We start from the raw sequence: 26062 nt of genomic DNA, 5'->3' as shown, positions 1-26062 counted from the left end.
GGCCGCCCCTGCGCAGGGGCGGCCCGTACGTCTGCGTACCGGGGATCCGGGTACCGGGGCGGTTACTTGCCCTTCACCGGAGTGATCAGTGCCTGTCGGGCCCGCCGGAGCGGCTGTCCCGGTACCGGCTCGGGCCGCGGGCCGCAGTACACCCGGTGCCCGGGGACCTTTCCGCGCAGCAGGTACGTCTCGACGTAGGAGTTCACACAGGCGTTGTCGCCGAGCGCGATGCCGTGGGTGCCCGCGCCCCGCTCGGTGACCAGGGACGAGCCGGCCAGCCGCCGCTGGAGTTCCAGCGCGCCCGGGTACGGCGTGGCGGCGTCCCGCTCGGCGGCCAGCAGCAGCACCGGCGGCAGTGCGCCGGGCTCGGTGCGGATGTCGAGCGGGCCGCGCTGGCCGCGCTGTGCGTCGTCCAGGTCGGTGGTGGCGGCCTGTTGGTAGGCGTCGGCCAGGCCGCCGCCGTCCGCGGAGCCCTTGGCGGCCCGGTCGGTGGCGGTGCGGAGCGCCTCCTCGATGCCGGCCGTCGCCGACTCCCTACGGTCCGGCCAGAAGGCGCACGGCAGGTTCATCCAGACGTTGTCCCAGGTCTCGAACGGCGCGGTGCGGGCGAGGGAGGTGTTGTCCCGGTCCCAGGTGCGCCAGTCGCGCGGCCAGGCCGCGTCGTTGCACTCGACGGCGGTGTAGACGGCGTTGGCGTTCTCCTCGGCCTGGCCGTCCCCGGAAGGCAGCGCCTGGGCGGTCAACTGCTTGGCGTCGCCGTGCACGAACTTCGACAGCGCGTCCGCCCGCATCGCCCAGAACGCGTCGTTGTAGCCGGTCTTGAGGAACGCCGCCTGGAGCTGTCCGGGCCCGATCTTCCCGTCGATCGGCGTGCGCCGCAGCCGTTGGCGGGCGGTGTCGTAGGCGTGCTGGACGGCCTCCTTGTCGGTCCCCAGGTGGTAGGTGCCGTTGTGCTTGGCGACCCAGCGCAGCCAGTCGCTCCAACGGCGCTCGAAGGCGATGCTCTGGTCGAGGTTGTTGCGGTACCAGATCTGCCGGGGCTCCGGGTTGACCACGCTGTCGAAGATCATCCGGCGGACGTGGCCGGGGAACAGCGTCGCGTAGACCGCCCCGAAGTACGTCCCGTAGGACGCGCCCATGAACGTCAGCTTCTGCTCGCCGAGCGCCGCCCGCAGCATGTCCAGGTCCCGGGCGTTGTTGACCGAGTTGTAGAACGGCAGGTCGGAGCCGGCCCGCTGGGCGCAGCCGCGGGCGTACGCCTTGGCCTCCGCCACCTTCTGTCGCTTGAAGGACTCGCTGGGGTACCGCGGGCTGTCCGTGGGTGCCTTGGCGAATTCCTTGGGGTCCTGGCAGGACAGCGGGGCGCTGCGCCCCACCCCGCGCGGTGCGTAGCCGACGAAGTCGTAGGCGCGGGCGGTCCGCTGCCAGGTCGGCAGCGTCCCGTAGAGCGGGAACTGCATGCTGGACGCGCCGGGGCCGCCGGGGTTGAAGACCAGGGCGCCCTGTCGCGCGCCTGGCACGGTGGCCCGGGCCCGGCTGACCGTCAGCCTGATCTTCTTGCCGTTGGGGCGCGCGTAGTCGAGCGGGACGGTGAGGGTGCCGCATTCGACGGAGGGCGGGAGGTGCTCCACCGCCGCGCACCGGCCGAAGGCGAGGGGGTGAACGGGGGCGGGCGGCGCGGCCGGGTCCCGGGCGGCGCCGCCGGCCGGTGGGGAGGCGAGGCCGGTCAGGACCAGCGACCCGAGGGCGCCGTACAACGCAAGTGCTCTCACGAGCCGTCCCTTCGTATGGTGCGCGGTGCGCGGCTCCGGGGTGGGGCTCGCCCGCACGGGGCCGCACGGTGGGCATACAAAAGGGATAGTTGGGCCAATTGGTGGCGAAGTAAAGCACCGTACAACGGTGTCGGACGCTATGCCCCGGAAGAGTGCAGTGCCGCGCGCAAACCGGGATCGGTGAGCGCGGCGGGCCCGTGCAGGGCCAGTCCCGTCAGACCGGCCGGGGCCGGCCCCGACCGTCTATCCCGCCCGCCGTGGTGCTCGTGCCGCAGTCGCGCCGCGCCGGCCTCGGTGGCCCAGTCGGTGTACGGGTGGGCCTCGACGCGGGCGATGGCCCAGGTGCCGAGGGCCAGGATCAGCGGGAGCGCGAACCACGCCAGCACCAGCCCGTCCTCCTCGCCGGACGGCGCCATCCAGTAGGTCGCGCCGGCGGCCAGCAGCACTACGAGGGCGGCGCCCTGCACTTGGCGGACCGCGGAGCCGATGCCCGTACGGACCGCGGCGGGTGCCGCGAGACCGGTGCGGACCAGCCGGTCGGCCAGCCCGCGGACCGCATCGGCGCTCGACAGGGCGCGCCGTATGGACGGTATGCGGCGCTGTCCCTCGGGGCCTATGGCGGTGAGCGCGGCGCGCTCGACGGGGTCCAGGCCGACCGGGTCGACGACCGTGGCCCAGCCGGTGTGGGCGAGGTGCAGCCGTTGCTGCTGGGCCATCAGGACGAGCACCACATCGGCGAGTCGGTGCGGGCCGCCGGAGAGGTAGGCCGTCTCGTACAGGGTCAGGCCGCCGGTGTCGCCGGAAGCCGCCACGGCGTCCGGCGGTGCGTCCACCGCGCGGTGCAGGGCCTGGCCGGCGGCGAACGCGGTGCGGCAGACCCGGATGCAGGAGACGACCGCCGCGACCCAGGCGAGCAGGAGGAAGAGGAGCCACATGGCGCACGTTCTACGGGACGACGGTCGCTCCCGCCAGGAAATATCTCACCATGTGGACACCCCGGGCCGGGCGGCGGATCGTCGAACTTCCGGCCCTGACCTGCCATTTCGGCCATCCCGGCCGCCCTGGCGGGCCGTCAGCTGCTGCCGCAGCCGCCGCCACCACACCCCCCGCCACCACATCCGGAACCGCCCCCGCAGCCCGAACTCCCGCCGCACGACGACCCGCTGCCGCACGAGGACGCGCCGCAGCCGGAGCCCCCACCGCCGTCCGAGGACGCACCGCACCACGCCGAGTCCCCACCAAAACCGCCGGAGTCGGTGAAGCCGGACGACGAACCGCCGGACGCCGACGAGGCCATCACCGCCCCCTTCGCCTGCACGAAGTGGTCCCGCAGCAGCTCGTCCGTGAGCATCGCGGTACCGCCCAGCGCCACCGCCAGCCCGGCGACCTGCCAGGCCGCCTCGACGTCCCGGAGATCGGTGAGCCGGACGGCCCGGGGCCGGGCCGCGGCCAGCGCGAACTTGCCCGCCCGGGTGATCCGACGGCCGAACGACCGCCGGCACGGCACGCCGACCGACAACCCGACGACCACCGCCGGGAAGACCCGGAACACCACCGGCGGTGCCCACGGACCGCCGCCGTCCCGGACGCCGAGGAAGGACAGCAGCACCGCGACGAAGAACAGCGTGACGCTCGCCTTGACCTGGAGGCCGGCCAGCATCCGCCAGCCCCGGGTGGCGCGCGGGGCCCGCAACAACCCCCGGGCCGCCAGTCGGTCACCGACCTTCTGCACCGCCGGGCTGCGCATCACCCGCCCGTGAACGGCTGCCAGCGCCCCGCCCGGCGTGGCGGCGACCGCGTCCAGCACGGCCGCCTCGACCGGATCGTGCGCGACGGGCTGCCGCACCGTCACCACGCCCGGACCGCCGACCGCCAGCCGCCCGTCCTCATGCATCACCGAGAGCGCGGTGTCCGCCACCCGTCCCGGCCCGCCGGCCAGGAACGCGAGCTCCCGGAGGTCATGGGTCGGCGCGTCCACCAGCCGGACCTTCGGCGTCCGCAGCCGCACCACCAGCGCGCCGACGAGCAGCGTCAGCGACGACAGGCCGAGCCCCAGATACACCCACTGGGTGAAGAACATGACACCACCTCACGTGCGCCGCAGCGCGCGCCGCAGGGTATGCGCCCGCCGGCCGGCGGCCCGGACGAGCCGCGTCGCGGGATGCCCGGACGGCGGGCGCGGCCCGGCCCGGTCGCGCCACCAGCGGGTCAGCCGCTGCCGCGCCGCCGGGTCCGCGGGACGGTCCTGGGCGAGCAGGAACGCCGCGAAGTCCAGGGCGTCCTGGCGGTAGCCGCCGGCCATGGGGCGGTGGTGGGCGTAGCCCAGGAAAGCCGGCCGGTAGGCGTCGCCGAGGATCTCCGGCAGCTCGGGCGCGACCTTGGCGACCACCGAGGCCCGCTTGGCGGCCAGCGCCAGGCTCTGCACCCGCAGCCGGGCCCGGTCGAACCCCTCCGGCGCGGGCGTCCCGGCCACCAGCGCCGACAGCAGCGCGGCCTGCGCCAGCGCCAGTCGCTCGCGCGCCGGGCCGGTGTCCGCCGCCGGGCGGTCGGCCTCCGGTACCGCCTCAAGCCGCCGGGACATGGCGCGCCCCCTTCACCACGGCGCGGATCGCATCGAGTTCACCGGCCAGCGCACCGCCCTCGGGGAAGTCGTCGTCCCGTTCCAGCAGCACACCGGGCGGATCGGTTCGCGCGCACAGCTCCGCGAGGACGTCCAGGACCGGCTGGGTCACCGGGTGCGCGTGGCTGTCGTGCCACACCCCGTCCCGCTCGACGCCGCCCGCGACGTGGACGTAGGCGATCGCCTCGACCGGCAGTTCGTCGAGCGCCGCGGCCGGGTCCTCGCCGCGGTTGACGTGGTTGGTGTGGAGGTTGGCGACGTCGATGAGCAGCCGCACCCCGGTGCGCGCGACCAGCTCGGACAGGAACTGCCCCTCGGTCATCTCCTCGCCGGGCCAGGCGAACAGCGCGGCGATGTTCTCCAGGGCCAGCGGCACCGGGAGCGCCTCCTGGGCGATCCGGACGTTCTCGCACAGCACGTCGAGCGCGTCCCGGGTGCGCGGCACGGGCAGCAGGTGCCCGGCCTCCAGCAGCGGCGACGCGGTCAGCGGACCGCCGGCCCGGACGAACGCGATGTGCTCGGTGACCAACGGGGCGTCCAGCGCGGTGGCCCGCTCGGCGAGGGCCGCCAGCCGCCCGGCGTCCGGCCGGTCCGCGCCTCCGAGCCCGAGCGAGACCCCGTGCGGGACCACCGTCGTGCCGCGCTCCTGCAACTCCCGCAGGGCGTCCGGGAGATGGCCGGGGCAGACGTTCTCGGCGACCACCTCCACCCAGTCCACGCCGGGTAGCGCGGCGATCTCCGCGGCGATCTCCGGCCGCCAACCGATACCCGTCCCCAAGCGCCGCACAGCTCCCCCATTCGCTCCCTGGTCGGGGTACTCATCACCTCGCGCGGGCGGGCTAATCGCGCACCCGCGCGGTTCAGAGGTTGATTTGAGCTTTGATCACCGAGGGCCGGACCGGCCCGTACACCGGCCCGTACACCGGCCGGTCCGCCCGGCCGCGGCCCCGGGGCGTCCGCTCAGCGGGCGACCTCGAAGCCGACCGCCGTGCCCAGCGCCACCAGCACCCCGCCGGTGGCCTGGTCCAGCCGCCACCGCACCCGCGGACGCTGGAGCACCGCCCGCGCCCGGTGCACCGCCAGGGTGACCCCGCCCAGCCACAGCACGCCCAGCACCGCGTGCACGGTCACCAGCAGCATCGTCGTGGCGACCACCGGCGCGCCGTGCGGGATGAACTGCGGCAGCAGGGAGAGGTAGACCACGCCCACCTTGGGGTTGAGGACGTTCGTCAGCAGCCCGCTGCGGAACGCCCGCCACGGGCTGCCCGGGACCGCGGGCGCGCCGCCGTCCGCCGGCGCGTCCGCCGCTGCCGCGTCCGCGCCGCGCCGGCGCCGGGCACTGCACAACGCCTGCACCCCGAGCCACACCAGATACACCGCACCGGCCACCCGCAGCGCGTCGTACGCAGCCCGGGACGCGGCCAGCATCGCGGTCAGCCCCACCGCCCCGGCCAGCCCCCACACAAAGCACCCGCCGGCTATCCCCAGCGCAGTGCACAGCGCGGCGCGCCGGCCCGAACCGAGCGCGGTCCGCAGGACCACCGCGAAGTCCGGGCCGGGGGAGACGGTCAGCACCGCGGCCACCACGGTGAAGCCGATGAGCGAGGTCAGCATGGGGCACACGGTACGGCCCGCCCCGGACCGGACCCTCGGCGGGCACGGGAGCCCCGGCCCGCAGGAGCCACCGCCGGCGGTGGCGGCGCTCAGCGGGCCGACGGCAGCGCCGCGCCGCGCAACGCCGGATGGTCGGCGACCACCGTGCACGATCCCGGGGCGATCTCGGTGAACCCGGCGTCCCGCACCACCGGCAACCCGCTGCCGGTCAACGCCGCCCACGCCGAAGGCTCCGCGGTCCGCACGGCCAGCGGGAACCCCGCCGCGCGCCAGGCGTCCCGGTCCGCCGCGGACAACGCCCACCACGCCAACTGCGCCCCGTGCCCGGCCTGCGCCATCGCCTTGCCCGCCGACATCTCCAGCTCCGGATTGAGCCACAGCACCGGTGCGTCGGCCGCCGGCTCCCCGGGTGCCTGCGGATCGTCCAGCTCGGTCCCGGAGACCTGGAGCCGCGCCAGGTCCTTCGGCCAGCCGTCCAGCGGCACCGGCGGGAAGACCCGCACCTCCGCCTCCCGGCCGGTGACCGTGATGCCGGGCAGTGCCGCGGCCCGCCGCCACTCCGCGCCGCGCGCCCGCCGCACCACCTTGCGTATCCGGGAGTCCTGCCAGTCGTGCACCGCCCGGGCCCACTCGCCCGCCCCGGCGGCCCGCTCGTCGGAGAGCAGCACCAGCACCGCCCGCGCCGCGGTCTCCAGTGCGTCCGTACGCCCGGGCGGCGCGGCCCGCTCCATGCGCACCACGAGCGGCAGCACGTACTCCGGCGGCGTCTCCGCGCCGGCGCTCGGCTGCTGGGCATCGGTCTGGCCGGTCTGACCGGGCTGGCAAGTCTGGCCGGTCTGGTCGGGCTGGCTCTGCTCGCCGGGCTGGCCGGCGGTCTCGGTCCTGGTCACGTGATGCAGTCTGCCAGCCGCCACTGACAGTCCTCCCGCGACCGCCCACGGTCGCGGAACCCGTCCCCGGGCCCCTGCCGCACCCCCCGACCGGCTACCGTCGGCGGCAACGGGAACCCGGGGGAGCGGGGAACCAGGGGAACGGGGGAGGTGCGGCCGATGCCGCGGCAGACAGCGCAGCGGATGCGGCTGGACGGGGTCGGACGGCGCTACGGCCTGCGCGGACCCTGGGTGCTGCGCGAGGTGCGACTCGACGTGCCGGAGGGCGCGCTGCTGCGCGTCGAAGGCACCAACGGCAGCGGGAAGTCCACCCTGCTGCGGCTGCTCGCCGGCATCGACCGGCCCACCGTCGGCCGTATCACCGGGCGTCCGCGCACCGCCTACGTGCCCGAACGGTTCCCGGCCGCCCTACCGTTCACCGCCGCCGGCTACCTCACCCACCTCGGCCGCGTCCACGGCCTGCGGACGCCGGACGCCGCCCGTCGCGCCGCCGAGTGGCTGGCCCGCTTCGGCGCCACCGGGCACGCCCGGACCCCGCTGGCCGAACTCTCCAAGGGGACGAGCCAGAAGGTCGCGGTCGCCCAGGCGCTGCTCGCCGAGCCCGAACTCCTCGTCCTGGACGAGGCGTGGACCGGCCTGGACCCGGCCGCCCGGGACGTCCTGGACCGGGCGGTCGCCGAACGGGTCGCCGCCGGCGGCACCGTGGTCTTCGTCGACCACGACCCGCGCCGACTGGCCGGCGCCTCGGACGCCCACTACCGCGTCGCGGACGGGCGACTGCTGCCCCGGGAACCCGGGGCGGTCGCCGCGGTGGTGCACGGCGCCGGCCCGCGAACCGTCGTCGAGGCGCAGGGCCCGCCGGACACCCGGCCGCCGGCCGACCTCCCCGGCGCCCCGGACCTCGTCCCCGGACCCGACGGCACCCTCTGGCTGACCGTCCCGGCCGCCCACTCCGATGCCCTGCTCCGCGCCCTGCTCACCGCGCGCCCGCCCTGGCACATCCGCGCGGTCACCACCGCCCAGGTGCCCGGCCCCGGCACGCCCGCCCCCGGAGAGAACCCCCGCTGATGACCGCCTCCCTGACCGCCCTGGTCCGCTATCAGGCGGCGCTGCTCACCGGTTCGTACCGCTGGCTGCCACCGCTCCTCGTCCACGCGGCGTTCCTTTCCATCGGCGTCCAGACCGGCGGCCCGATCCTGGACGCGTTCGGCTACGCCGCCGGTGGGTTGCTGCCGGTCACCGTCTGGCTGACCCGGATCTGCGTCACCAACGAGCCGCCCGCCGCCCGCAATTGCGCCGCGGCCGCCGTCGGACCCGGCCGGGTGCACCTGGCCGCCCTCCTGACCGCGGCCGGCGCCGCACTGCTCCTCGCGCTCGCCGGTACCGCCTTCGTCGCGCTGCTCTCCGACCCGCACTCCACCGGCCACCGGGTCGCCGTCCCGGTGCTGCCCGCGACCGCTGCCGGGCTGCTCACCGCACTGGTCTGCCTGCTGCTGGGCACCGCGATCGGCGCGCTGTGTTCCTGGCCGGTACTGCGCCGCCCCGGCTGGGGCGTCCCGACCGGACTGATCGCCGCACTGCTGGTGCTCGTCCTGGGCGCGTCGCCCGCCAACGCCGCTCTGACCGGCATGATCACCGGCTCCGAGCACGGCACCGTCACCGTGCCCTGGCTGCCGCTCGCCGCCGCGCTCCTGCTCGCGTCCGCCGCCGCGGCCCTGGCCTGCGCCCTCACCGGACGCCGCGGCTGACCGCCCCCGGTCCGGCCGGAGGCGTGTCCGGCCGCGCGACGTAGGCTCGCCCCATGCCGCGCACCGATCCGCACCTGGCAACCGATCCGCCCGACCGCAGCCCGGAGGCCACCGGCCCCGCCGCGGGTCCGCCGTACGCCGACTGCGTCGAGTGCGGCCGCCCGACCGAGTACCCGGCTTCGCGGCCCGGCATCGTCCGCTGCCCGGTCTGCGAATGGCAGGAGGCCCAGCGCTCGGCCTGCTCGGGCTGATCCGACCGGCACCCGCCGTCGGCCGCACACGACGATCCGACGGCGCCGCGTACGGGGCCGGCGTCTTGCGCGCCGCCTACGGGACCGACGCCTTGGACGCCGCCTACGGGACCAGCGTCTTGGCGTCCCGGGCCAGTGCGGTCAGGCGGGATATCGCGCGGAAGTACTTCTTCCGGTAGCCGCCGCGCAGCATCTCGTCGCTGAACAGCTCGTCGAAGGGCTTGCCGGAGGCCAACACCGGCACCTCGCGGTCGTAGAGCCGGTCGGCGAGCACCACCAGGCGCAGCGCGGTGGACTGGTCCGGTACCGCCTGGACGTCGGTGAGACAGACCGCCGAGATGCCGTCGCACATCGCGCCGTACCGGCTGGGGTGCACCGTCGACAGGTGGTCCAGCAGGGACGGGAAGTCATCGAGCGAGGCACCGGGGGTGCGGTGCGCCGCGCGGGTCACCGTCTCGCCGTCGTACGGGGCGGGCGCCTCCGGCAGGCCGCGGTGGCGGTAGTCCTCGCCGTCGATGCGCAGCGCGCGGAAGTGGGCGCTCAGGCCCTGGATCTCCCGCAGGAAGTCGGCGGCCGCGAACCGGCCCTCGCCGAGCTTGCCGGGCAGCGTGTTGGAGGTGGCGGCCAGCGCGACGCCCGCCTCCACCAACTTGCCCAGCAGGGTGGAGACCAGCACCGTGTCGCCGGGGTCGTCCAGCTCGAACTCGTCGATGCACAGCAGCCGGTGGCCGCCGAGGGTCCGTATGGTCTGCTGGAAGCCGAGCGCGCCGACCAGGTTGGTCAGCTCGACGAAGGTGCCGAACGCCTTGAGTTCGGGCTCCCCGGGGGTCGCGTGCCAGAGGGAGGCGAGCAGGTGGGTCTTGCCGACGCCGTAGCCGCCGTCCAGGTAGACCCCGCGCGGCCCCTTGGGGGCGGCGGGCTTCTTCGGCCCCCGGGAGAACCAGCGCCGCTTCCCGCCGGCGTCCGCGTCCGCCCCGCTGCCGATGCCCGCGGCGAAGGTCCGCAGGACCTGCACCGCCTCGGCCTGGCTGGGCTGTCCCGGGTCCGGGAGGTAGGTGTCGAAGCGGGCGCCCTGGAAGCGCGGCGGCGGCACCATCTCGGCGACCAGGCGCTCGGCCGGGACGTGCGGTGCGCGTGCGGTGAGCGCGGTGGGGAGCGCGGCGCCGTCCCCGTCGGCCGGGGACGTGGCTATCGGGGCGGGTGCGGAGGAGGGCTGGGAAGGTGACACAGCCGTCCAGCCTAGTCGCTGCGCGGTACCACCAGGCCCGGTGAGCGAGGCATGTCACACTGCGCCCATGCGACGCCTGTTCCCCCACCCTGCCCCGCCCGCCCCGGACGCCACCGTGGACGCCACGGCGGGGGCCGACCGGACCGCCGGTCCCGACTGGACCACCGACCGCGAGTGGACCCTGGACGAGCTGGCCGCGGCCTATGCGTATCCGGCGGCGGACGACCCGGTGCGGTCCGGTTGCTCCGGGTGGCTGCGCGCCAACATGGTGTCCTCCCTGGACGGCGCGGCGCATCACGAGGGCCGGTCGCAGCCGCTCTCCGGGGACGCCGACATGCGGATCTTCGGGGTGCTGCGGGCGCTCTCGGACGCGGTGGTGGTGGGCGCGGAAACGGTCCGGCGGGAGGGCTACCGGCCGGCCCGGGCCCGCGCCGGGTTCGCCGACCGGCGGGCCGCCGCCGGCCAGGGCCCGGCCCCCGCCATCGCGGTGGTGACCGCGGGCCTGGACCTGGACTTCTCCCTGCCGCTGTTCACCGAGCCGCTGGTGCCCACCCTGGTGCTGACCGGGGCCGGCGCCCCCGAGGACCGGGTGCGGGCGGCCCGCGCGGCCGGAGTCGAGGTGCTCTTCGCGGGCGAGGGGCGGGGCGTCGACCCGGCGCGGGTGGCGGCGGCGCTGGCCGAACGGGGACACACCCGGCTGCTCACCGAGGGCGGGCCGCGTCTGCTGGGGCAGTTCGCGGCGGCCGGGGCGCTGGACGAGATGTGCCTCTCGCTGGCCCCGGTGGTGGCGGTGGGCGCTGCGCAGCGGATCATGGACGGGCCCGCCGTGGCGGTTCCCGAGCGGTTCGCGCTGGTGTCCGTACTGGAGGAGTCCGGGTTCCTGTTCACCCGTTACCGCCGGTTCTGACAGTTCCGCTGGTCCGCAAAAGAGCGGAACTATCTGTTCCGCTTAGCTTCCGTTGGGCACACTAAAAGCCGACAGGTCCCGTGTGGCGACGGGGCAGGATGGTTTCTGTGGGCACCGTGGCAGACGGTGCGGAAGAGAAGAAGGGCGTCCGCCGTGTTCACGAGCGTATTGATGATCGAGAAGCCTCTGACGCCCGCCGACGTGGAGTTCGTCACCACCCTGCACGGTGACGATCCGGTCTCCTTCGTGGTCCTCATGCAGCCGCGCGGCAAACAGGACGTCCTGCTGCGGGCCATCGACGACGTCGCGCTCGGGGAGTTCGAGGACGCCGTACGGGAAGGCGAGGAGCCCGGTGGGGTGAACGCCGTGGTCCCCGCCGGGCAGGGGCTGGCGCACACCCTGGAGGCACTGCGTGCCGCCGGTTCCGAGGCGGTCGGGCAGGTGGTCGAGGACCATCCGCTGGACCTGCTGAAGTCGGTTGTCGACGAGATCGGTGCGGACGAGGTGATCGTGCTGACCGCCCCGCACTTCGTCGAGGAGTTCTTCCACCGCGACTGGGCCTCCCGGGCCCGCCACAAGGTCGGCGTCCCGGTCCTCAAGCTGTTCTCGCACGCCGCCGACGATCTGCCCCAGGAGTCCGGCGACGCCTGAGCCGGGACCGGCACGGCCCACCCGGCCCGTCCATCAATCTCGCGCCGCTCCTTCACTCGAACGGGGCATCTGTAGCTCACCACGATCCCGAATCGATGCGTTCCTGGTCAGAAAGCGGCCCGCAGCGGGCCGCATCCAGCACAGCCGAGGACCGGCGCATCGAGAAGAACGAGTACGTCGACGGCGCGGACGCCGAGGTCGTCGACGTACTCGGGGAAAGGGGCCGTCATGGCGGAGCAGCGGGAACCGGACGCGGAACGGGAGCGCAGCCGGGACGAGGACCGGGCCAGGCACGAGGAACGCGGCGGGGACCGGACGAGGCGGGGCGCCCCGGAGGCCGAGGAGGCGAAGCCCGGGGCGAGCGACCCCGCCAAGGGGCGGGAGGCCGGGAAACCGGGCCTGTTCCCCACCTTCTCGCACCGCGACGACTAGCGGTGGTTTGTTGACGGCGGCTGATTAACAAACCACCGCTAGGCCCTGTCCGACCCTGATCCACCCGACAGGCCCCAGCCCCAGTGCCACCCCTCCCCACCGGACAGGCGCCGGCCAACTGGCCGGCCAGCCACCCGCAGGGCGTACGGGACGGGCCGGCGCCCCCGCCCGTCCCGTACGGGACTCACACCCCGGCGCCCGCCCCCGAGGTCAGCCGCCCGTCCAGGACCTCCGCCACCGCGTCCACCGCGGCCAGGTGGGAACGGTCGTGGGTGACCAGCACCGTCGCGGTGCCGCGCTGATGCGTGAGGTCGGTCAGCAGGCCGAGGACCGCGGCGCCCCGCTCGTGGTCCAGCGCACTGGTCGGCTCGTCGACCAGCAGCACCGCGGGCTCGTTCATCAGCGCCCGGGCGATGTTGACCCGCTGCCGCTGGCCGCCCGACAACTGGTGCGGCCGCCGGTCCGCCTGCCCCGTAAGGCCCACCGCCGCCAGCAGCTCCCGCGCCCGGGACCGTGCCGTACGGGGCGAGCGGCCGTCCAGATGGGCCATCACCTGGAGCTGCTCGACCGCGGTCAGCGACGGCAGCAGGTTCGGCTGCTGGAAGACCGTTCCGATGCTGGTGCGGCGCAGTGTCGTCAGCTCGCCGCGACTCAGCCCCGCGGTGTCCGTGCCGTCGAGCACCACCCGCCCGCGGTCCGGTCGGATCAGCGTCGCGGCGACCGCCAGCAGGCTGGACTTGCCGGACCCCGACGGCCCGACCACGGCCGTCAGGCCGCCCGCCGGCACGGTCAGCGAGACCGCGTCCAGCGCGGTCAGCCGGCTGTCGCCGTCGGGGTAGGTGAGGGTGACATCGGTCAGTTCGAGGCTCATCGGGCACTTCCCAGGGCGGTCAGCGGGTCGACGGAGGTGATGCGGCGGATGGACAGCGCGGCGCCCACGGCACCCAACGCGATCATGATCAGGGCCGGGACCAGCACGGTCGACGGGTCGAGTACGAACGGCACGGCGCCGCCCACCGCGGCGCCCACCCCGGCCGCCACCGCGGTCCCCAGGCCGGTACCGAGCGCCAGGAGGACGACGGCCTGGCCGAGGGCGTCCCGCAGCAGGTAGCGGGTCGAGGCGCCGAGCGCCTTGAGCACCGCGACGTCACCACTGCGCTGGATCGTCCAGACCGTGAAGAACGCCCCGATGACCAGCGCGGAGATCGCGAACAGGAAGCCGCGCATCAGCTGGAGCGACCCGTTCTCGGCGCTGTACGAGCCGATCGCCGTCAGGGCGTCCGCCGCGCCCACCGTCCGGGTGTCGAGCTGCCGGTCCGCGGCGGCCAGACCGTCCGTCGAGGTGGTGGACAGGGCGAGCACCGTCGCACCCCCCGATCCCGCGCCGCCGGGGCTCCCGGACAGCCGGTGCCAGTCGTCCAGCGAGGCCCACACCACCGGCGTGTGGCTGTACATCGCCGCCCCCGACACGGCCGTCACGGCGAGCTTCCGGCCGCCCAGCGCGACCTGGCCACCGGCCCGTACGCCGAGCACCGCGGCGGCCTTCTCCGACAGCACCACCGCGCCGTCACCGGCCGGCCCCGAGGACGGCGCCAGACGGGACCCGGGGCGCACCCCGAACACCGACACCGCCGCCGACTTCCCGCCGGCACCCTCGGCCTTCGTGGTGGCGATGCCCAGCGGGTCCGCGCTCCGCACACCGGGCACCCGCGCCCACTCCCGCACCGTCCGTTCCGGCAGCCGGGAGTCGGTGAACGACGGTTTGCCGTCCCCGGCGGGGGCGGAGAAGACCAGGTGGTCGGCGGGCAGTGCGGTGATCGCCGAGGTGTTCTCCCGGCCCAGCCCCGCCGTCAGGCCGGACAGCAGCCCCACCAACACCGTGATCAGGGTGACGACGGTCCCCATCAGGGCGAACCGGCCCTTGGCGAATCTCAGATCTCTCCAGGCGACGAACACCGGCGCGGCCATCCTCGGATCGGTGCCGGGCCTGCTGCCCGGCGGCTGGCTCCCACCGTCGCCCGTCGCGGGGGTCCCGGGCATCGCGCCCAGGAGTGGTTCACCGCCGCCGAAAGATGCGGTCCGACCTCCACCTTTGGATGCCCGTGCTCCACCTTTCGATTGATGCCGGGCCCGGCACCGGCCCGTAGCCTGAAGGAGCCGTGACCGAAGAAGCCAGGACCGACCACTCCCTCACCCCCGTCCTGCGCGCGCTGCGCCTGTGCCTCCACCTGATGGTGGCCGCGCTGCTCGCGCTCGCCGCCGTCCGCGCGCTCGCCGACGGGGCACCCACCGCCCCGGCCGTGCTCGCCACCGCCGTGGTCCTGCTGGCGCTCTACGTCCTCGGCCCCGTACTGCCCCGGGTCCGCAGCTCCTCCCGCGCCGCCGCGCTCTGGCTCGCCGCCGTGGTCGCGGTCTGGATGGTGCTGCTGGCGCTCACCCCGGACGGCGTCTGGCTGGCCTTCCCGCTCTTCTTCGTCCAGCTGCACCTGCTGCCGCTGCGCTGGGCGCTGCCCGCCGTCGCGGCCAGTACGGCCCTCGCCATCGCCGGATTCGCCTGGCACACCCGCTCGCTCAGCGTCGGCACGATCATCGGCCCCGTCCTGGGCGCGGCGGTCGCGGTCGCCGTCGTCCTCGGCTACCAGGCCCTCTACCGGGAGAGCGAGCAGCGCCGCCGCCTCATCGAGGAGCTCACCGCCGCCCGCAGCGAACTGGCCGCCGCCGAACGCGCCGCCGGCGTCCTCGCCGAACGCGAGCGCCTGGCCCGCGAGATCCACGACACCCTCGCCCAGGGCCTCTCCAGCATCCAGCTGCTGCTCCGGGCCGCCGAACGCGCCGTACCGGAGCGGCCGGAGACCGCCCTCGGCCACATCCGGCAGGCCCGCACGGCCGCCGTCGACAACCTCGCCGAGGCGCGCCGCTTCGTCCGCGCCCTGAGCCCGCCCGACCTGGAGGCCGGTTCGCTGCCGGCCGCCCTGGAGCGGCTGTGCGCCGCCACCGCCCGCACCTCCGGACTGGCCGTGCACTGCCAGGTCTCCGGCGTCCCCGCCCCCCTGCCCACCCCGCACGAGGTCGCCCTGCTGCGCATCGCCCAGTCCGCGCTCGCCAACACCGTCCAGCACGCCGCCGCCGGTCGCGTCGAGCTGACCCTCAGCTACATGGACACCGAGGTCGCCCTGGACGTCGTCGACGACGGCGCCGGGTTCGTGCCCTCCGAGGTGCCGCCGCCCGGCTCCGGGGCCGGCGGCTCCGGCTTCGGGCTGGCCGCGATGCGCGCCCGGGCCCGCGCCCTCCAGGGCACCCTCGCCGTCGAGTCGGCCCCCGGGGAGGGCACCGCGCTCGCCGTCACCCTGCCCTGCCCCGAACCGACCGCCGTCCCCGAGACCCCTCTGGGGGCCGCCCCGTGACCGCACCCGCCACCCCCGTCCGGCTGCTGCTCGCCGACGACCACCCCGTCGTCCGGGCCGGACTCCGCGCCGTCCTGGAGACCGAGCCGGACTTCGAGATCGCCGCCGACGTCCCCACCGCCGAGGAGGCCGTGGAACTGGCCGGCCGGCTCGGCGTCGACGTGGTCCTCATGGACCTCCAGTTCGGCGGCCGGATGCTGGGGTCCCGGGCCACCGCCGAGATCACCGCCCGTCCCGGCGCGCCCCGCGTCCTGATCCTCACCACCTACGACAGCGACGCCGACATCCTCGCCGCCATCGAGGCCGGCGCCACCGGCTACCTCCTCAAGGACGCCCCGCCGGACGAGCTGGCCGCCGCGGTGCGGTCCGCCGCGGCCGGGAAGTCCGCGCTCGCCCCCACCGTCGCGCTGCGCCTCATGGACCGGATGCGGACACCCGCCACCGCCCTCTCCCGCCGCGAGACCGAGGTCCTCCAGCTCGTCGCCGACGGCCTCTCCAACGCGGCGATCAGCAAACAGCTCTTCCTCAGCCAGGCGACCGTCAAGTCCCACCTCGTCCACATCTACGCCAAGCTGGGCGTCGACTCCCGCACCGCCGCGGTCGCCGCCGCCACCGCGCAGGGCCTGATCCGCCGCTGAGCGCCCCGATCGGGCGCTTCGACGCGTGGCGCACACCGCCGCGGGGTCGCGGACCGCCGCTGTCGGTGCCGGGTGCGAGAATCGTCCGCAGCACGACGTACGACACGACGGACGTACGACACGACGCACGACCGGCACGACCGCACCACCCGCACGCCACGCTCGACGATCAGGGAGACCCACCCATGGCACCCGCCATCCCAGCCTCGATGGAACGGCCGCACTTCATCGGCATCGGCGGCGCCGGCATGTCGGGCATCGCGAAGATCCTCGCGAAGCGCGGCGCCGAGGTGGCGGGCAGCGACGCCAAGGACTCCGCGACCGCCCAGGCCCTGCGCGACCTCGGAGCCACCGTCCACATCGGGCACGCCGCCGAGCACCTCGCCCAGGACGCCACATGCGTGGTGGTCTCCTCCGCGATCCGCTCCGACAACCCCGAGCTGGCCGCCGCCCAGCAGCGCGGCATCCCCGTCGTCCACCGCTCCGACGCCCTCGCCGCCCTGATGGACGGCCTGCGCGCCATCGCCGTCGCCGGCACCCACGGCAAGACCACCACCACGTCGATGCTCGCCGTCTCCCTCGGCGCCCTCGGCCTCAAGCCGTCGTACGCCATCGGCGGCGACCTGGACGCCCCCGGCTCCAACGCCGAGCACGGCACCGGCCGGATCTTCGTCGCCGAGGCCGACGAGAGCGACCGCAGCTTCCACAAGTACGCCCCCGAGGTCGCCATCGTCCTCAACGTCGAGCTGGACCACCACGCCAACTACGCCTCGATGGACGAGATCTACGCGTCCTTCGAGACCTTCGCCGACCGCATCCGCCCCGGCGGCACCCTGGTCGTCTCCGCCGACCACCCCGGCGCCCGCGAGCTCACCGCCCGGCTCGCCGGCCGCGACGGCATCGAGATCGTCACCTACGGCGAGTCCAAGGACGCCGACGTCCGCATCCTCCAGATCACCCCGCACGGCCTGGCCAGCGACGTCACCGTCACCCTCACCAGCGGCAAGATCCTCACCTTCACCGTCTCCGTCCCCGGCCGGCACTACGCCGGCAACGCCGTCGCCGCACTGGCCGCCGGGGTCGCCCTCGACCTCCCGCCGCACCAGCTCGCCGACGCCCTCGGCAAGTACACCGGCGTCAAGCGCCGCCTCCAGCTCAAGGGCGAGGCCGCCGGCGTCCAGGTCATCGACTCCTACGCCCACCACCCCACCGAGATGACCGCCGACCTGGAGGCCATCCGCGGCGCCACCGAGGAGGCCGGCGGCCGCATCTTCGTGGTCTTCCAGCCGCACCTCTACTCCCGCACCCAGGAGCTGGCCACCGAGATGGGCCAGGCGCTCGCCCTCGCCGACGCCTCCGTCGTCCTGGACATCTACCCGGCCCGCGAGGACCCGATCCCGGGCGTCACCAGCGCCCTGATCACCGACGCCGCCCGGGCCGCCGGCGCCCAGGTCACCCCCGAGGCCGAAAAGAGCGCGGTCCCGGACCTCATCGCCGGAATGACCAGGCCCGGTGACCTTGTTCTCACCATGGGCGCGGGCGATGTGACCGACCTCGGCCCCGCCATCCTGTCCCGCCTGGGCGCATGAGCTGAGGAGGCCCCCGATGACGTACGAGATCGACAAGCCCGACGAGCAGTGGCGCGCCGAACTGACCCCGGCCGAGTACCACGTCCTGCGTCAGGGCGGCACCGAGCCCGCCTTCGTCGGCGAGTACACCGACACCAAGACCACCGGCGCCTACTCCTGCCGCGCCTGCGGCGCCGAGCTGTTCCGCTCCGACACCAAGTTCGAAAGCCACTGCGGCTGGCCGAGCTTCTACGACCCCAAGGACACCGACGCCGTCGAGCTCCTGGAGGACCGCGGCCACGGCATGGTCCGCACCGAGGTCCGCTGCGCCCGCTGCGGCTCGCATCTGGGGCACGTCTTCGAGGGGGAGGGCTACCCGACGCCGACGGACCAGAGGTACTGCATCAACTCGATCTCGCTGCGGCTGGCTCCGGACGAGAGCTGAGGTCTGCGCCGGTCGTGGCTGTGGCTGTGGTTTTGGTAGCCGCCGTGGCTGTTTGACGTGCCGTCAGTGGTTGGGGTGACGTGCTGATGCCCGCGCCCCGGTGATCGGGGAGCGGGCATCCGGGCTGTTGGGGGCGACGTCCCGCCAGCCCGACGGGTCAGATCAGTGGCGCACCGAGTGCGTCCGGCTTCGCGTGCCGAGCCCTCGCCACGGCGGCGGCGCTGCGCGGAGGCTTCCCCTTACAGGCGGACGACGTTGTTGCATCCCTCGGACGAGCCGATCCTGGTGGCCTGCACGCCCCGCCTGTCCTTCCACCCGTGCCCGTGGCCCAGGAAGCCGTCCAAGAACCCGGCCTGACCGAATACGTCGACGTTCCTGTCGACTGCCCGGCATGAGGTGTGCTGCAGGACGACGAGCTTGCGGCCGTGCGATCTGCCGTGCTGATGTCTGCCGCTCGACTGCTGCCGGGAAATGTTCTGGTGGCTCGGCTGGGGGTGGCTGTCGCCACGGTCCGTCCCGCAATGGGCGTAGGCGGTGCCTGCGCCGACGAGGCCGACGCTGCCGAGAACGGTCATTACGACGGCAGCCTTGCGAAGCTTGCGCATGTCATCTCCGAAAATCGATCGGATGCGATCAGTAATTGATCAACTTCATACGGTTAGTGGAGATTAATGCAAAATGCGACGCACTTACTTGGGACGCGCCGAATCCCGTGGCTGTCGCTCGCGGGTGCCGCCCACGCCGCTTCGACGGTGGGGCCGGCTGTTGAACCCCCAGCCGCGCGCCCGGCTCGGCCGGCGCCCGGACGCCGGCCCGCGCCCGGGCACCGTCCCCGGCGCATGGGCACGGTGCCCGGGTGGTGAACCGAACTACCCCCGGCTGAAGGGGAGTTTCGCGGTGAGCCAGGTGACCAGCTCGTTGGGGTTGCGGCTCTGGGTCCACAGCCGGCCGGGGCCGGTGAACTCGAAGACGAGGCCCTCGCCGGACTTGAGGGTCTGCATCAGCCCGCGGGCCACCTTGCGCGTGGTGTAGGAGACGCCGTCACCGAACGCGACCAGATGCCCGGAGTCGAGCACCATCTGCTCGCCGGGCTGCAACTCGACCTCGTCCAGCGCCCCGTAACAGGTGGCGAGAACCTGACCCTGTCCCTCGGCGCGCACCAGGAAGCCGCCCTCGCCACCGGCCAGGTTCTTGAACCCGCCCCACTTGGTGTCGAGGTCGATGCCTTCGGACGAGCACAGCCACGCGCCGCGGGCGAGGTTGACGCCGCCGTCGACGGCGACGCTGGTCACATCGCCGGGAAGGCGCGCGGTGAGATCGACCCAGCCGCCCTCGGCTCCTGCCGTGAAACGGGTGACGAAGAGGGACTCGCCGCCCAGGACGCTGCGCTTGAGCCCCTTGAACAGGCCGCCCTCGGCCTTCGCCTCGACGCCGATCCCCGCGGAGGTGGCCATCATCGCCCCGGACTCGGCGCGGACGACCTCGCCCGCCACCAGGTGCACCCGGGCCACCGCGAACGAGGGGCTGTGTCGTACTTCGATCTTCATGTCGGCCCTTTTGACGGAGTGGTTCTCAGTCTTTGACGGAGTGGTTCTCGGTGGATCGCATGCTACGGGCGACGCTGCGCACCGCGGCCCGGCCGAAAGCCTTCGGAGGCTCCAGAGGCGTAGGAGGTATGGCCCATCGGGTCCCCCCCCCGGGCGGCAATGGCTCCGGTATGGCCCGCCGCATCCGCCAGGTCTCCGCGTCTCGCGCGCCGTGACCGCCACACGCTCGAACGCGATTGCGAAGCGCGCCGTGGCTGCGGTGCCCGGACGGGCTGGTGACGCGGCTGCCTCGGCTTGCCGGCGCGCTGGGCGGCGATGTGCTGGGCGGCGCTGCGCAGAGCTTCGCCGTCGAAGTCGCCGGAGTGGCGCAACGGGGCGCCGGGGGCGGCGAGTTGGCGCAGGGGCGGGATGGCCGCGCTGCGGGCCCGCGATGTCGACCAGGCCCCACCCCCGTAACTTCCGCGACGCCGCCGCCAGGTCGTCCTCGGTCGGGGTGTCGGACCGTGCCGCTGCCTGGTCCGCGACGGCTGGCGGCCCCTTTTGTCGGGGCCAGATCGTTTCCCCGGCCTGCTGTGGCGGGGATACAGTCCAGCCAGATACCGAACCCAGGGACCAGGGGAGGGGGCTGGCGTGTTCGAGATCGTGACGGTGGGAGCGCTCACCGCATTCCTCACCGCGGTAGGAAATGGCGCCGCGGGAGAGATGGGCAAGCAGGTGCTCGTGTCGACGGGCGCGCTGGTGCGACGGACCCTGGGGCGAGAGGCACCGCTCCCGGCGAGTCCGACGGGGTGGGAGGCGCTGGCGCAGGAGCTGCACGCGCGACTGGGCCGGGACCGGCAGCAGAACGGCGAGTGGGCTCAGCTCTTGCGGAGCATGCCGGCCCCCGCGCCACCGCTGACCCCCGGAGCCGGACTGCCGCCCGCCACCAGGAACTTCACCGACCGCCAGCGGGTACTGAAGGAGCTGACCCGGGAGGCGGTTCGGCCGGCCGCGGGTCGGCCGCGGGCCGCCCTGCTCCACGGGCCCCCGGGGATCGGCACCACCGCCGTGGGCCTGTACTGGGGCGCCGCCGAGATCGCCCGGTACCCCGACGGACAGTTCTACGTCGACCTCCGTGACGAAGCCGCGGAGAACGGTCCGGGGCCGTCCGAGGTCCTGCTGCGCCTGTTGCGGAAAATGGGGGTCGAGCGGGAACGCGTCCCACCCACGGAGGCCGGGCGCGAGGAGCTGTACCGGCGGCTGACGGCCGGCCGCAGGGCGCTGGTGGTGATCGACCACGCCGCACGCGTCGCACAGGTCCGCAACCTCATCCCCGCCACCCCCTCCGTCTTCCTCCTGGTGATCGCGTCCGGACCGGCCTTCGCGCTGGAGGCGGAACGCATCGCCGTACCGCAGCTGAAGGACCGGGACGCGGTGAAGATGCTCAGGAAGGTCGCCGGACCGGAGAAAGTGGCGCACGCCAAGTCGCAGTTGCCGGCGCTGCTGGGCCGCTGTGCGGGCAACGCGTTCGCCCTGAAGGCGGCCGCGATGCGCCTGTTGACCGCGGAACCGCCGCACCCGGACCCGGCGGACGCTCCCACCGGGCGCTCTCCGGTGCACGGCATGGCCCGGGCCGCGTGCCGCGAGCTCGGCCCGGAGGCGGCGAGGCTGTGCCGGCTGGCTGCGGTGGGCGGCTGGCCCGCGTTCGACGCCGACCTGGCCGGGGCCGCCGCGGACGTCGCCCCGGAGGACGCCGCCCGGATGCTGACCGAAGCGGTGGACGTGCAGTTGGTGGAGCCCCTGCACGAGGGCCGCTACCGCTTCCGTCCCGAGGTGCGGCGACTCCTGGCGGACGCCGCGGGGTCGGAGCACGGAATCGCGGAGTGCGCCGCGGCGGTGTCCCGCGTACTCGACCGCCTGCTGAACCGAGCGCTGCACGCCGCACATGCCGCGCTGCCGCGGAGCTGGCGGGTCGAGCCCGCGCCGGTGGACGGCACGCCGTACCGCGACGAGGCCGCGGGCATGGCGGCGTTGCGGGTCGAGGCCGCGAATGTGATCCGGGCGGTCTCCGTGGCCGACGCCTACGGGCACCTCGACGTGGCGCTGCGGCTGGCCCGCGCGCTGTGGCCGCTGCAACTGAAGGCCGGGTACTGGGACGAGGCGCTGCCCGCTCTCCAGATCGCGGCCCGGTGCGCCGACGAGCACCATCCGGATACGCGCACGGCAGCCGCCCTCCACTTCCAACTCGGCCACTGCTTCGGCGAACTGCGGCGATGGGAGGAGGCCGACCGCGAGACGCACCTCGCCGTCACGGGAGAGCGCGCGGCGGGCCACCTGCGGGGGGAGGCGTCGTCCGTGGAGCTGTCGGGCCTGCTGATGCTGAGTCAATGGCGGTACGGAGCGGCGTACGAGCGGTTCGTCGAGGCGGAGCAGTTGTACCGACGGATCTCCGCCGAGCAGAACGGCGCGGAGGACCTGCCGCGCGCCCTCGCCCTGGCCGAGCGCCACCAAGGGCGTGCCCTGCGCGGCTTGGGGCAGTTGGCGGAATCCCGCGTCCGCCTTGAGCGCGCACGGGACTTCTTCGCGGAACAGGGCGAGGCGTACAACCAGGGCCGCGTGCTCACCGACCTCGCCGAGACGCTGCACGACGCCGGCGACGATGCCGCGGCGCTGGCCGGGATCGCCGAGGCCGAACGCCTGCTCACGCCGGAGGGGGCGACTCCGCATCTGGAGTACCTCGCTCGGCTCCGGGAGCGTTGCGAAGCCGGGGAGTAGCAGCCGTCACCGGGTGCACACCACCGGGTGCACGCCGCCGGCCGCGTGCACCCGGAGCGTCGCCCCGCCCGGCGGCACCTCGCCGCCGCGCACCAACCACGCGTGCAGCGCAGAGGCGTACGCCGCCGGGTCGGCGTCCGCGCCCGGGCCCGCCGACAGCCGGAACACACCGAGGTGCCGGGTGCGCACGGTGCAGCGGTCCGGCCCGCTGACGTACGCGGCGAGTGCGCAGTGCGGATGACGGTGCAGTATCTCCGCGGTCCACTCGTCCGGGCCACCCAGGCAGGGGTCGTCCGGCGGCCCGTCACGCCAGATCACGTCGGCCGTCGCCAGGTCTCCGGGATCGCGGGTGTCCTCGTGCACGGCGCGGTGCGTTTCGCCGGCGGCGTCGTACGGATGCCCGGTGGATCGCTCGATCATGACGTCCGTACCGCGGACCTGCGTACGGACGTCCAGCGGGTTGGTGCGGCGCGGGGGATCGTGCGGCGGTAGCGGCAGCGGTTCCAGCAGCGCGGGAGTGGCGGGCCGGGGGAGATCCAGCAGTGTGTAGAAGTGCCGTCGCAGGAGTTCCGCCGAGGCTCCCGGGGCCGAGGTGGTGTACTCCGCCGGCCCGGCGAGCGGTCGGTGCCGCGCCAGCAGCTCCACCAACTGGTCGCGCAACGGGGCATGGGGGTCGAGCCGCGGAGCGTCCCGGACGAACGCCGCGAGCGGCGCCTCCGGGTCGAGTCGGTCCTCCCCGGCGGCCGCCAGCAGCACCGGGATGCCCAGCGCCGCGGCGTAGTAGGAGACCGCCCCGAAGTCCCCCAGCACGACGTCCGCGGCCAGAAGGGCCTGCCGCCACGCGCGCACGGGGTCGATCAGGGCCAGCCCGCTGCGACGGGCACGGTCGAGCCACATGCGGATCTGGCCCGGGCCGTGGCCGTACCAGATGTTCGGATGCAGGACGGCTGCCAGCCGGTAGTCGTCGGCCGGCAGTTCGGCGGCGATCCGGGGCAGCAGGCTCGGCAGGACGTCCTGCTCACCGCCGTTTCCGAACAGACCTTCCGGGTTCCAGGTCGAGTTCAGGACGATGAGCCGTTGGCCGCGGCGCACGCCGAGGGCCCGCCGGAACCGTTCCCGGTACGGGCGGGCGGCCAGCATGCGGTCGAAGCAGGGGTCGCCGGCGAGTACGGCTGCTTTCTCGGCTTCGGGGCATACGCGGAGCAACCGTTCCCGTTGTTCCGGATGCGACAGGACGAGCCCGTCCACGAACGGCCTGCCGTCCGCGAGCAGCCATTCCGGCGACAGTCCGAAGGTCGGCTCCCGGCTCCCGGCTCCCGGCTCCCGGCTCCCGGCTCCCGGCTCCCGGCTCCCGGCTCCCGGCTCCCGGCTCCCGGCTCCCGGCTCCCGGCTTGGCCAGCTTTTTAGTGTATCCAACACCGTGCGACAAAACAGTCAATTTGCCGCGGATCGCGTGCAGTTGACCGCCGAAACTGGCGGATACGGCGAGGTCCACGGGTGTCCGCAGCGCCTGCTCCCAGGGCACCACCGGCAGGCCCAACTCGGCGAACAGCTCGCGGATCCCGCCGTGGAACGCGGACGATTCCGTCGAGGTGACCAGCAGTTGCACCCGGAAGTCATCGTGGAACAGCGGCAGTACGTCCAGCAGGCGCCCGGCGGAGGTGACGTTGTGCACCACGAGCAGAACGCGACGAGACGTCGCCCGGCTGACCCAACGATCGGAGCCTTCCCCGACCGGCACGCGTATCACCGGGGGATCGGATGGCCCCACCTGTCACCTCCTGCTGGCTGCACAGCCTCCGCGGCGCTTCCACCCTAGCGTCGGACCCGGAGGCCGGGGCGACCCGGCCGGCGGGGGCACCAGCGGGTGCCCCCGCGCGGGACGAACGGGTGACGGGCCGTCAGGCGGGCACCGTCACCGCCGTCATCACCAGCCCCGCCCCGATCAGCCACCCGCCGCTGAACTCGGTGAGGCGCCGGCCGTCCACCACCGGGCCGGGCACCAGCAACCGGGCGGTGAACGTGGCGTCGGTCGGGTCGAGGGTGAGGTGGGCCTCCTCGAAGCCCAGCCAACGGCCGGTGAGCGGGTACCACGCCTTGTAGACGCTCTCCTTGGCGCTGAAGATCAGACGGTCCCAGCAGATCTCCGGCTGGTGCGCGGCGAGGCGGGAGATCTGCGTCCGCTCGTCGGGGAGCGTCACGAGGTCCAGGACGCCGGAGTCCTCGATGGGCGCGTGCGGCTCCGCGTCGACGCCCACGGAGCGGAGGTCCGTCGCCCGGGCCACGGCGGCGCCGCGGTAGCCGGTGCAGTGGGTCATCGCGCCGACGATGCCGGTCGGCCAGATCGGGGCGCGGCCGGCCCCGGGCAGCACCGGTGCGGGGGCGATCCCGAAGGCGGTCAGGGCTCGGCGGGCGCAGTTGCGGACCGTGCCGAATTCCCGTTGCCGGTGCGGCACCGCCTCGGCCACCAGCGCGAACTCCTCCGGATACATCTCCGAGAGCGGGTCGTCGTGGAAGGACTCGGCGGTCGCTATCGGCGCGGGCAGCAGCTTCTCGATCACGCGGGCACTCCGGTGGTGGCGACGGGCAGGATCTGGACCGGGCGGCCGGGGGAGCCGGAGCGACGCCGCCATTCGCGAGGGTAACCGAGCGACACCTCCTGGTGGGGAACTCCGTCCCACAGGAGCAGCCGCGGGATGTGCAGGTGCCCGTAGACCACCGTGGTGGCGCGGAACCGGCGGGGCCAGTCGGCGGTGGCCTCCGTCCCGCACCACAGCGCGAACTCCGGGTACCACAGGGGTCTGGTGGGCTCGCGGACCAGTGGCCAGTGGTTGATCAGGACCGTCGGCAGGTCCGCCGGGAGGGCCGCGAGCCGGGCCTCGGTCTCCGCCACCCGGGCCCGGCACCACGCCTCGCGGGTCGGGTAGGGGTCGGGGTGCAGGAAGTATTCGTCGGTGCAGACGACCCCCGCCTTCTCGGCGAGCGCCAGGGCCTGTTCCTTGGTTCCCATGCCGGGCATCCGGAAGGAGTAGTCGTAGAGGACGAAGAGCGGCGCGAGGGCGACCGGGCCGCCCGCGCCCTCCCAGACGGGATAGGGGTCCTCGGGGGTGACCACCCCCAACTCCCGGCAGATCTCGACCAGATGCTCGTAACGGGCCACGCCGCGCAGCTGTACCGGATCCTTGGCGGGGGTCCACAGTTCGTGGTTGCCGGGCACCCACACCACCTTGGCGAACCGTTCGCTGAGTCGGCCGAGCGCCCAGCGGATGTCCTCGACGTACTCCCCGACGTCCCCGGCCACCAGCAGCCAGTCGTCGTCGGACTCCGGTCTTAACCGCTCGACGATGTCGCGGTTCTCGTCGTACCGGACGTGCAGATCACTGACGGCCACTAGTCGGCCCTCGCGCGAGGCGGGGGCCGGCGCGGCCGTGGCATGCTCGGCGCCGGGGGCGAAGGTGCGGATCTCATATGTCACCTCAGCAGTAAAGACGGTGCGGAGGGGAGAGTGAAGCGCCTCCTGGAATCCAGGGGGTGTGCCGCGGGCCTCCCCGACCCGGCCGGGGGACCGCGAGCCGGCGGCGCCCCGGCGTGCG

At 74.2% G+C, this 26062-nt stretch carries 25 protein-coding genes and 1 pseudogene; 12 read left to right on the top strand and 14 right to left on the bottom strand.

The window, feature by feature from the left end:
* Positions 1–62 precede the first annotated feature (62 nt).
* From ACFVT2_RS29710 to ACFVT2_RS29685, 6 genes and pseudogenes are all read right to left on the bottom strand, one after another.
* The gene (locus ACFVT2_RS29710; protein WP_390022758.1) at positions 63–1772 is read right to left on the bottom strand and encodes an alpha/beta hydrolase; all 1710 of its coding nucleotides are present in this window, start codon (positions 1770–1772) and stop codon (positions 63–65) included.
* Between the two features lie 137 nt (positions 1773–1909).
* The gene (locus ACFVT2_RS29705; protein WP_390022756.1) at positions 1910–2707 is read right to left on the bottom strand and encodes a TIGR04222 domain-containing membrane protein; all 798 of its coding nucleotides are present in this window, start codon (positions 2705–2707) and stop codon (positions 1910–1912) included.
* A 137-nt stretch (positions 2708–2844) separates the two neighbouring features.
* The gene (locus ACFVT2_RS29700; RefSeq protein WP_390022755.1) at positions 2845–3852 is read right to left on the bottom strand and encodes a TIGR04222 domain-containing membrane protein; all 1008 of its coding nucleotides are present in this window, start codon (positions 3850–3852) and stop codon (positions 2845–2847) included.
* A gap of 9 nt (positions 3853–3861) precedes the next feature.
* Positions 3862–5179 (bottom strand): annotated as a pseudogene (locus ACFVT2_RS29695) (DUF692 domain-containing protein).
* A 173-nt stretch (positions 5180–5352) separates the two neighbouring features.
* Positions 5353–6006 (bottom strand): LysE family translocator, encoded by a 654-nt coding sequence (locus tag ACFVT2_RS29690; RefSeq protein ID WP_390022753.1) that lies wholly within the window; start codon positions 6004–6006, stop codon positions 5353–5355.
* An 89-nt stretch (positions 6007–6095) separates the two neighbouring features.
* Positions 6096–6758, bottom strand: coding sequence for a peptidyl-tRNA hydrolase (locus tag ACFVT2_RS29685; RefSeq protein ID WP_390022770.1), 663 nt, complete (start codon positions 6756–6758; stop codon positions 6096–6098).
* 321 nt (positions 6759–7079) lie between these two features.
* On the opposite strand from ACFVT2_RS29685, the gene ACFVT2_RS29680 reads away from it, so the two are divergent.
* The 3 genes from ACFVT2_RS29680 to ACFVT2_RS29670 are packed head-to-tail and all read left to right on the top strand — an operon-like array spanning position 7080 to position 8895.
* Positions 7080–7964 carry an ATP-binding cassette domain-containing protein gene (locus ACFVT2_RS29680; protein WP_390022768.1) on the top strand — a complete coding sequence of 295 codons (885 nt, stop codon included), beginning with the start codon at positions 7080–7082 and terminating at the stop codon, positions 7962–7964.
* On the top strand, positions 7964–8644 hold the full coding sequence (locus ACFVT2_RS29675) for an ABC transporter (RefSeq protein WP_390022752.1): 681 nt from the start codon (positions 7964–7966) through the stop codon (positions 8642–8644). The genes ACFVT2_RS29680 and ACFVT2_RS29675 overlap by 1 nt, the downstream gene beginning before the upstream one ends.
* A 53-nt stretch (positions 8645–8697) precedes the next feature.
* A complete protein-coding gene (locus ACFVT2_RS29670) occupies positions 8698–8895 on the top strand; it encodes a hypothetical protein (protein ID WP_390022750.1) in 198 nt (65 codons plus the stop codon).
* Between the two features lie 103 nt (positions 8896–8998).
* Here the strand turns inward: ACFVT2_RS29670 and zapE are convergent, their stop codons facing one another.
* Entirely contained in the window at positions 8999–10123 is a 1125-nt protein-coding gene (gene zapE, locus ACFVT2_RS29665; protein WP_390022749.1) for a cell division protein ZapE, read from the bottom strand.
* Between the two features lie 67 nt (positions 10124–10190).
* Here zapE and ACFVT2_RS29660 point away from each other — a divergent pair, with 67 nt between their 5' ends.
* Positions 10191–11030: a pyrimidine reductase family protein gene (locus ACFVT2_RS29660; RefSeq protein ID WP_390022747.1), complete on the top strand. Its 840-nt coding sequence runs from the start codon at positions 10191–10193 to the stop codon at positions 11028–11030.
* 171 nt (positions 11031–11201) lie between these two features.
* Positions 11202–11681: an indole-3-glycerol phosphate synthase gene (locus ACFVT2_RS29655; protein ID WP_390022746.1), complete on the top strand. Its 480-nt coding sequence runs from the start codon at positions 11202–11204 to the stop codon at positions 11679–11681.
* A 107-nt stretch (positions 11682–11788) separates the two neighbouring features.
* On the opposite strand, the gene ACFVT2_RS29650 is transcribed toward ACFVT2_RS29655, so the two are convergent.
* Positions 11789–11911 carry a hypothetical protein gene (locus ACFVT2_RS29650; protein ID WP_390022745.1) on the bottom strand — a complete coding sequence of 41 codons (123 nt, stop codon included), beginning with the start codon at positions 11909–11911 and terminating at the stop codon, positions 11789–11791.
* On the opposite strand from ACFVT2_RS29650, the gene ACFVT2_RS29645 reads away from it, so the two are divergent.
* Positions 11910–12113: a hypothetical protein gene (locus ACFVT2_RS29645; RefSeq protein WP_390022744.1), complete on the top strand. Its 204-nt coding sequence runs from the start codon at positions 11910–11912 to the stop codon at positions 12111–12113. The two genes, ACFVT2_RS29650 and ACFVT2_RS29645, sit on opposite strands and share 2 nt — an antisense overlap.
* A gap of 184 nt (positions 12114–12297) precedes the next feature.
* Here ACFVT2_RS29645 and ACFVT2_RS29640 read toward each other — a convergent pair whose 3' ends face one another.
* Both ACFVT2_RS29640 and ACFVT2_RS29635 read right to left on the bottom strand, forming a co-directional pair.
* Positions 12298–12984 (bottom strand): ABC transporter ATP-binding protein, encoded by a 687-nt coding sequence (locus ACFVT2_RS29640; protein ID WP_390022743.1) that lies wholly within the window; start codon positions 12982–12984, stop codon positions 12298–12300.
* Entirely contained in the window at positions 12981–14069 is a 1089-nt protein-coding gene (locus tag ACFVT2_RS29635) for an ABC transporter permease (protein WP_390022767.1), read from the bottom strand. Before ACFVT2_RS29635 ends, ACFVT2_RS29640 begins: the two co-directional genes overlap by 4 nt.
* Positions 14070–14272: 203 nt before the next feature.
* Between ACFVT2_RS29635 and ACFVT2_RS29630 the strand changes: the two genes are divergently transcribed.
* The 5 genes from ACFVT2_RS29630 to ACFVT2_RS29610 all read left to right on the top strand — a co-directional run bounded on the left by ACFVT2_RS29630 (position 14273) and on the right by ACFVT2_RS29610 (position 18812).
* Positions 14273–15517 (top strand): sensor histidine kinase, encoded by a 1245-nt coding sequence (locus tag ACFVT2_RS29630; RefSeq protein ID WP_390022742.1) that lies wholly within the window; start codon positions 14273–14275, stop codon positions 15515–15517.
* Positions 15514–16155, top strand: a complete 642-nt coding sequence (locus tag ACFVT2_RS29625) for a response regulator (RefSeq protein WP_390022740.1) — start codon at positions 15514–15516, stop codon at positions 16153–16155. The genes ACFVT2_RS29630 and ACFVT2_RS29625 overlap by 4 nt, the downstream gene beginning before the upstream one ends.
* Positions 16156–16340: 185 nt before the next feature.
* Positions 16341–17744 (top strand): UDP-N-acetylmuramate--L-alanine ligase, encoded by a 1404-nt coding sequence (gene murC, locus ACFVT2_RS29620; RefSeq protein ID WP_390022739.1) that lies wholly within the window; start codon positions 16341–16343, stop codon positions 17742–17744.
* Positions 17745–17760: 16 nt separating this feature from the next.
* Complete coding sequence (gene msrB / locus ACFVT2_RS29615) at positions 17761–18168, top strand: peptide-methionine (R)-S-oxide reductase MsrB (protein ID WP_390022737.1); 408 nt, start codon at positions 17761–17763, stop codon at positions 18166–18168.
* 398 nt (positions 18169–18566) lie between these two features.
* A complete protein-coding gene (locus ACFVT2_RS29610) occupies positions 18567–18812 on the top strand; it encodes a hypothetical protein (RefSeq protein ID WP_390022736.1) in 246 nt (81 codons plus the stop codon).
* Positions 18813–19037: 225 nt separating this feature from the next.
* Here ACFVT2_RS29610 and ACFVT2_RS29605 read toward each other — a convergent pair whose 3' ends face one another.
* Positions 19038–19715, bottom strand: coding sequence for a TIGR00266 family protein (locus ACFVT2_RS29605; RefSeq protein WP_390022735.1), 678 nt, complete (start codon positions 19713–19715; stop codon positions 19038–19040).
* Between the two features lie 630 nt (positions 19716–20345).
* On the opposite strand from ACFVT2_RS29605, the gene ACFVT2_RS29600 reads away from it, so the two are divergent.
* Positions 20346–22469, top strand: a complete 2124-nt coding sequence (locus tag ACFVT2_RS29600; RefSeq protein WP_390022734.1) for an ATP-binding protein — start codon at positions 20346–20348, stop codon at positions 22467–22469.
* Positions 22470–22475: 6 nt separating this feature from the next.
* On the opposite strand, the gene ACFVT2_RS29595 is transcribed toward ACFVT2_RS29600, so the two are convergent.
* The 3 genes from ACFVT2_RS29595 to ACFVT2_RS29585 form a co-directional block, all read right to left on the bottom strand.
* Positions 22476–23756: a hypothetical protein gene (locus tag ACFVT2_RS29595; protein WP_390022765.1), complete on the bottom strand. Its 1281-nt coding sequence runs from the start codon at positions 23754–23756 to the stop codon at positions 22476–22478.
* Between the two features lie 614 nt (positions 23757–24370).
* The gene (locus ACFVT2_RS29590) at positions 24371–25030 is read right to left on the bottom strand and encodes a 4'-phosphopantetheinyl transferase (protein ID WP_390022732.1); all 660 of its coding nucleotides are present in this window, start codon (positions 25028–25030) and stop codon (positions 24371–24373) included.
* Positions 25027–25944: a metallophosphoesterase family protein gene (locus ACFVT2_RS29585; protein ID WP_390022730.1), complete on the bottom strand. Its 918-nt coding sequence runs from the start codon at positions 25942–25944 to the stop codon at positions 25027–25029. Before ACFVT2_RS29585 ends, ACFVT2_RS29590 begins: the two co-directional genes overlap by 4 nt.
* Between the last annotated feature and the right edge of the window lie 118 nt (positions 25945–26062).

Origin of the sequence: Streptomyces sp. NPDC058000 (genome assembly GCF_042886435.1) — a bacterium.
Taxonomy (GTDB): Bacteria; Actinomycetota; Actinomycetes; order Streptomycetales; family Streptomycetaceae; genus Streptomyces.
This window is presented reverse-complemented; position numbering and strand designations above follow the sequence as displayed.

Coding starts and splice junctions, on each gene's coding strand:
- ACFVT2_RS29660 (WP_390022747.1), top strand. CDS start 10,191: ATGCGACGCCTGTTCCCCCACCCTGCCCCGCCCGCCCCGGACGCCACC.
- ACFVT2_RS29705 (WP_390022756.1), bottom strand. CDS start 2,707: ATGTGGCTCCTCTTCCTCCTGCTCGCCTGGGTCGCGGCGGTCGTCTCC.
- murC (WP_390022739.1), top strand. CDS start 16,341: ATGGCACCCGCCATCCCAGCCTCGATGGAACGGCCGCACTTCATCGGC.
- ACFVT2_RS29700 (WP_390022755.1), bottom strand. CDS start 3,852: ATGTTCTTCACCCAGTGGGTGTATCTGGGGCTCGGCCTGTCGTCGCTG.
- msrB (WP_390022737.1), top strand. CDS start 17,761: ATGACGTACGAGATCGACAAGCCCGACGAGCAGTGGCGCGCCGAACTG.
- ACFVT2_RS29675 (WP_390022752.1), top strand. CDS start 7,964: ATGACCGCCTCCCTGACCGCCCTGGTCCGCTATCAGGCGGCGCTGCTC.
- ACFVT2_RS29680 (WP_390022768.1), top strand. CDS start 7,080: ATGCGGCTGGACGGGGTCGGACGGCGCTACGGCCTGCGCGGACCCTGG.
- ACFVT2_RS29670 (WP_390022750.1), top strand. CDS start 8,698: ATGCCGCGCACCGATCCGCACCTGGCAACCGATCCGCCCGACCGCAGC.
- ACFVT2_RS29650 (WP_390022745.1), bottom strand. CDS start 11,911: ATGACGGCCCCTTTCCCCGAGTACGTCGACGACCTCGGCGTCCGCGCC.
- ACFVT2_RS29655 (WP_390022746.1), top strand. CDS start 11,202: ATGATCGAGAAGCCTCTGACGCCCGCCGACGTGGAGTTCGTCACCACC.
- ACFVT2_RS29640 (WP_390022743.1), bottom strand. CDS start 12,984: ATGAGCCTCGAACTGACCGATGTCACCCTCACCTACCCCGACGGCGAC.
- ACFVT2_RS29690 (WP_390022753.1), bottom strand. CDS start 6,006: ATGCTGACCTCGCTCATCGGCTTCACCGTGGTGGCCGCGGTGCTGACC.
- ACFVT2_RS29645 (WP_390022744.1), top strand. CDS start 11,910: ATGGCGGAGCAGCGGGAACCGGACGCGGAACGGGAGCGCAGCCGGGAC.
- ACFVT2_RS29605 (WP_390022735.1), bottom strand. CDS start 19,715: ATGAAGATCGAAGTACGACACAGCCCCTCGTTCGCGGTGGCCCGGGTG.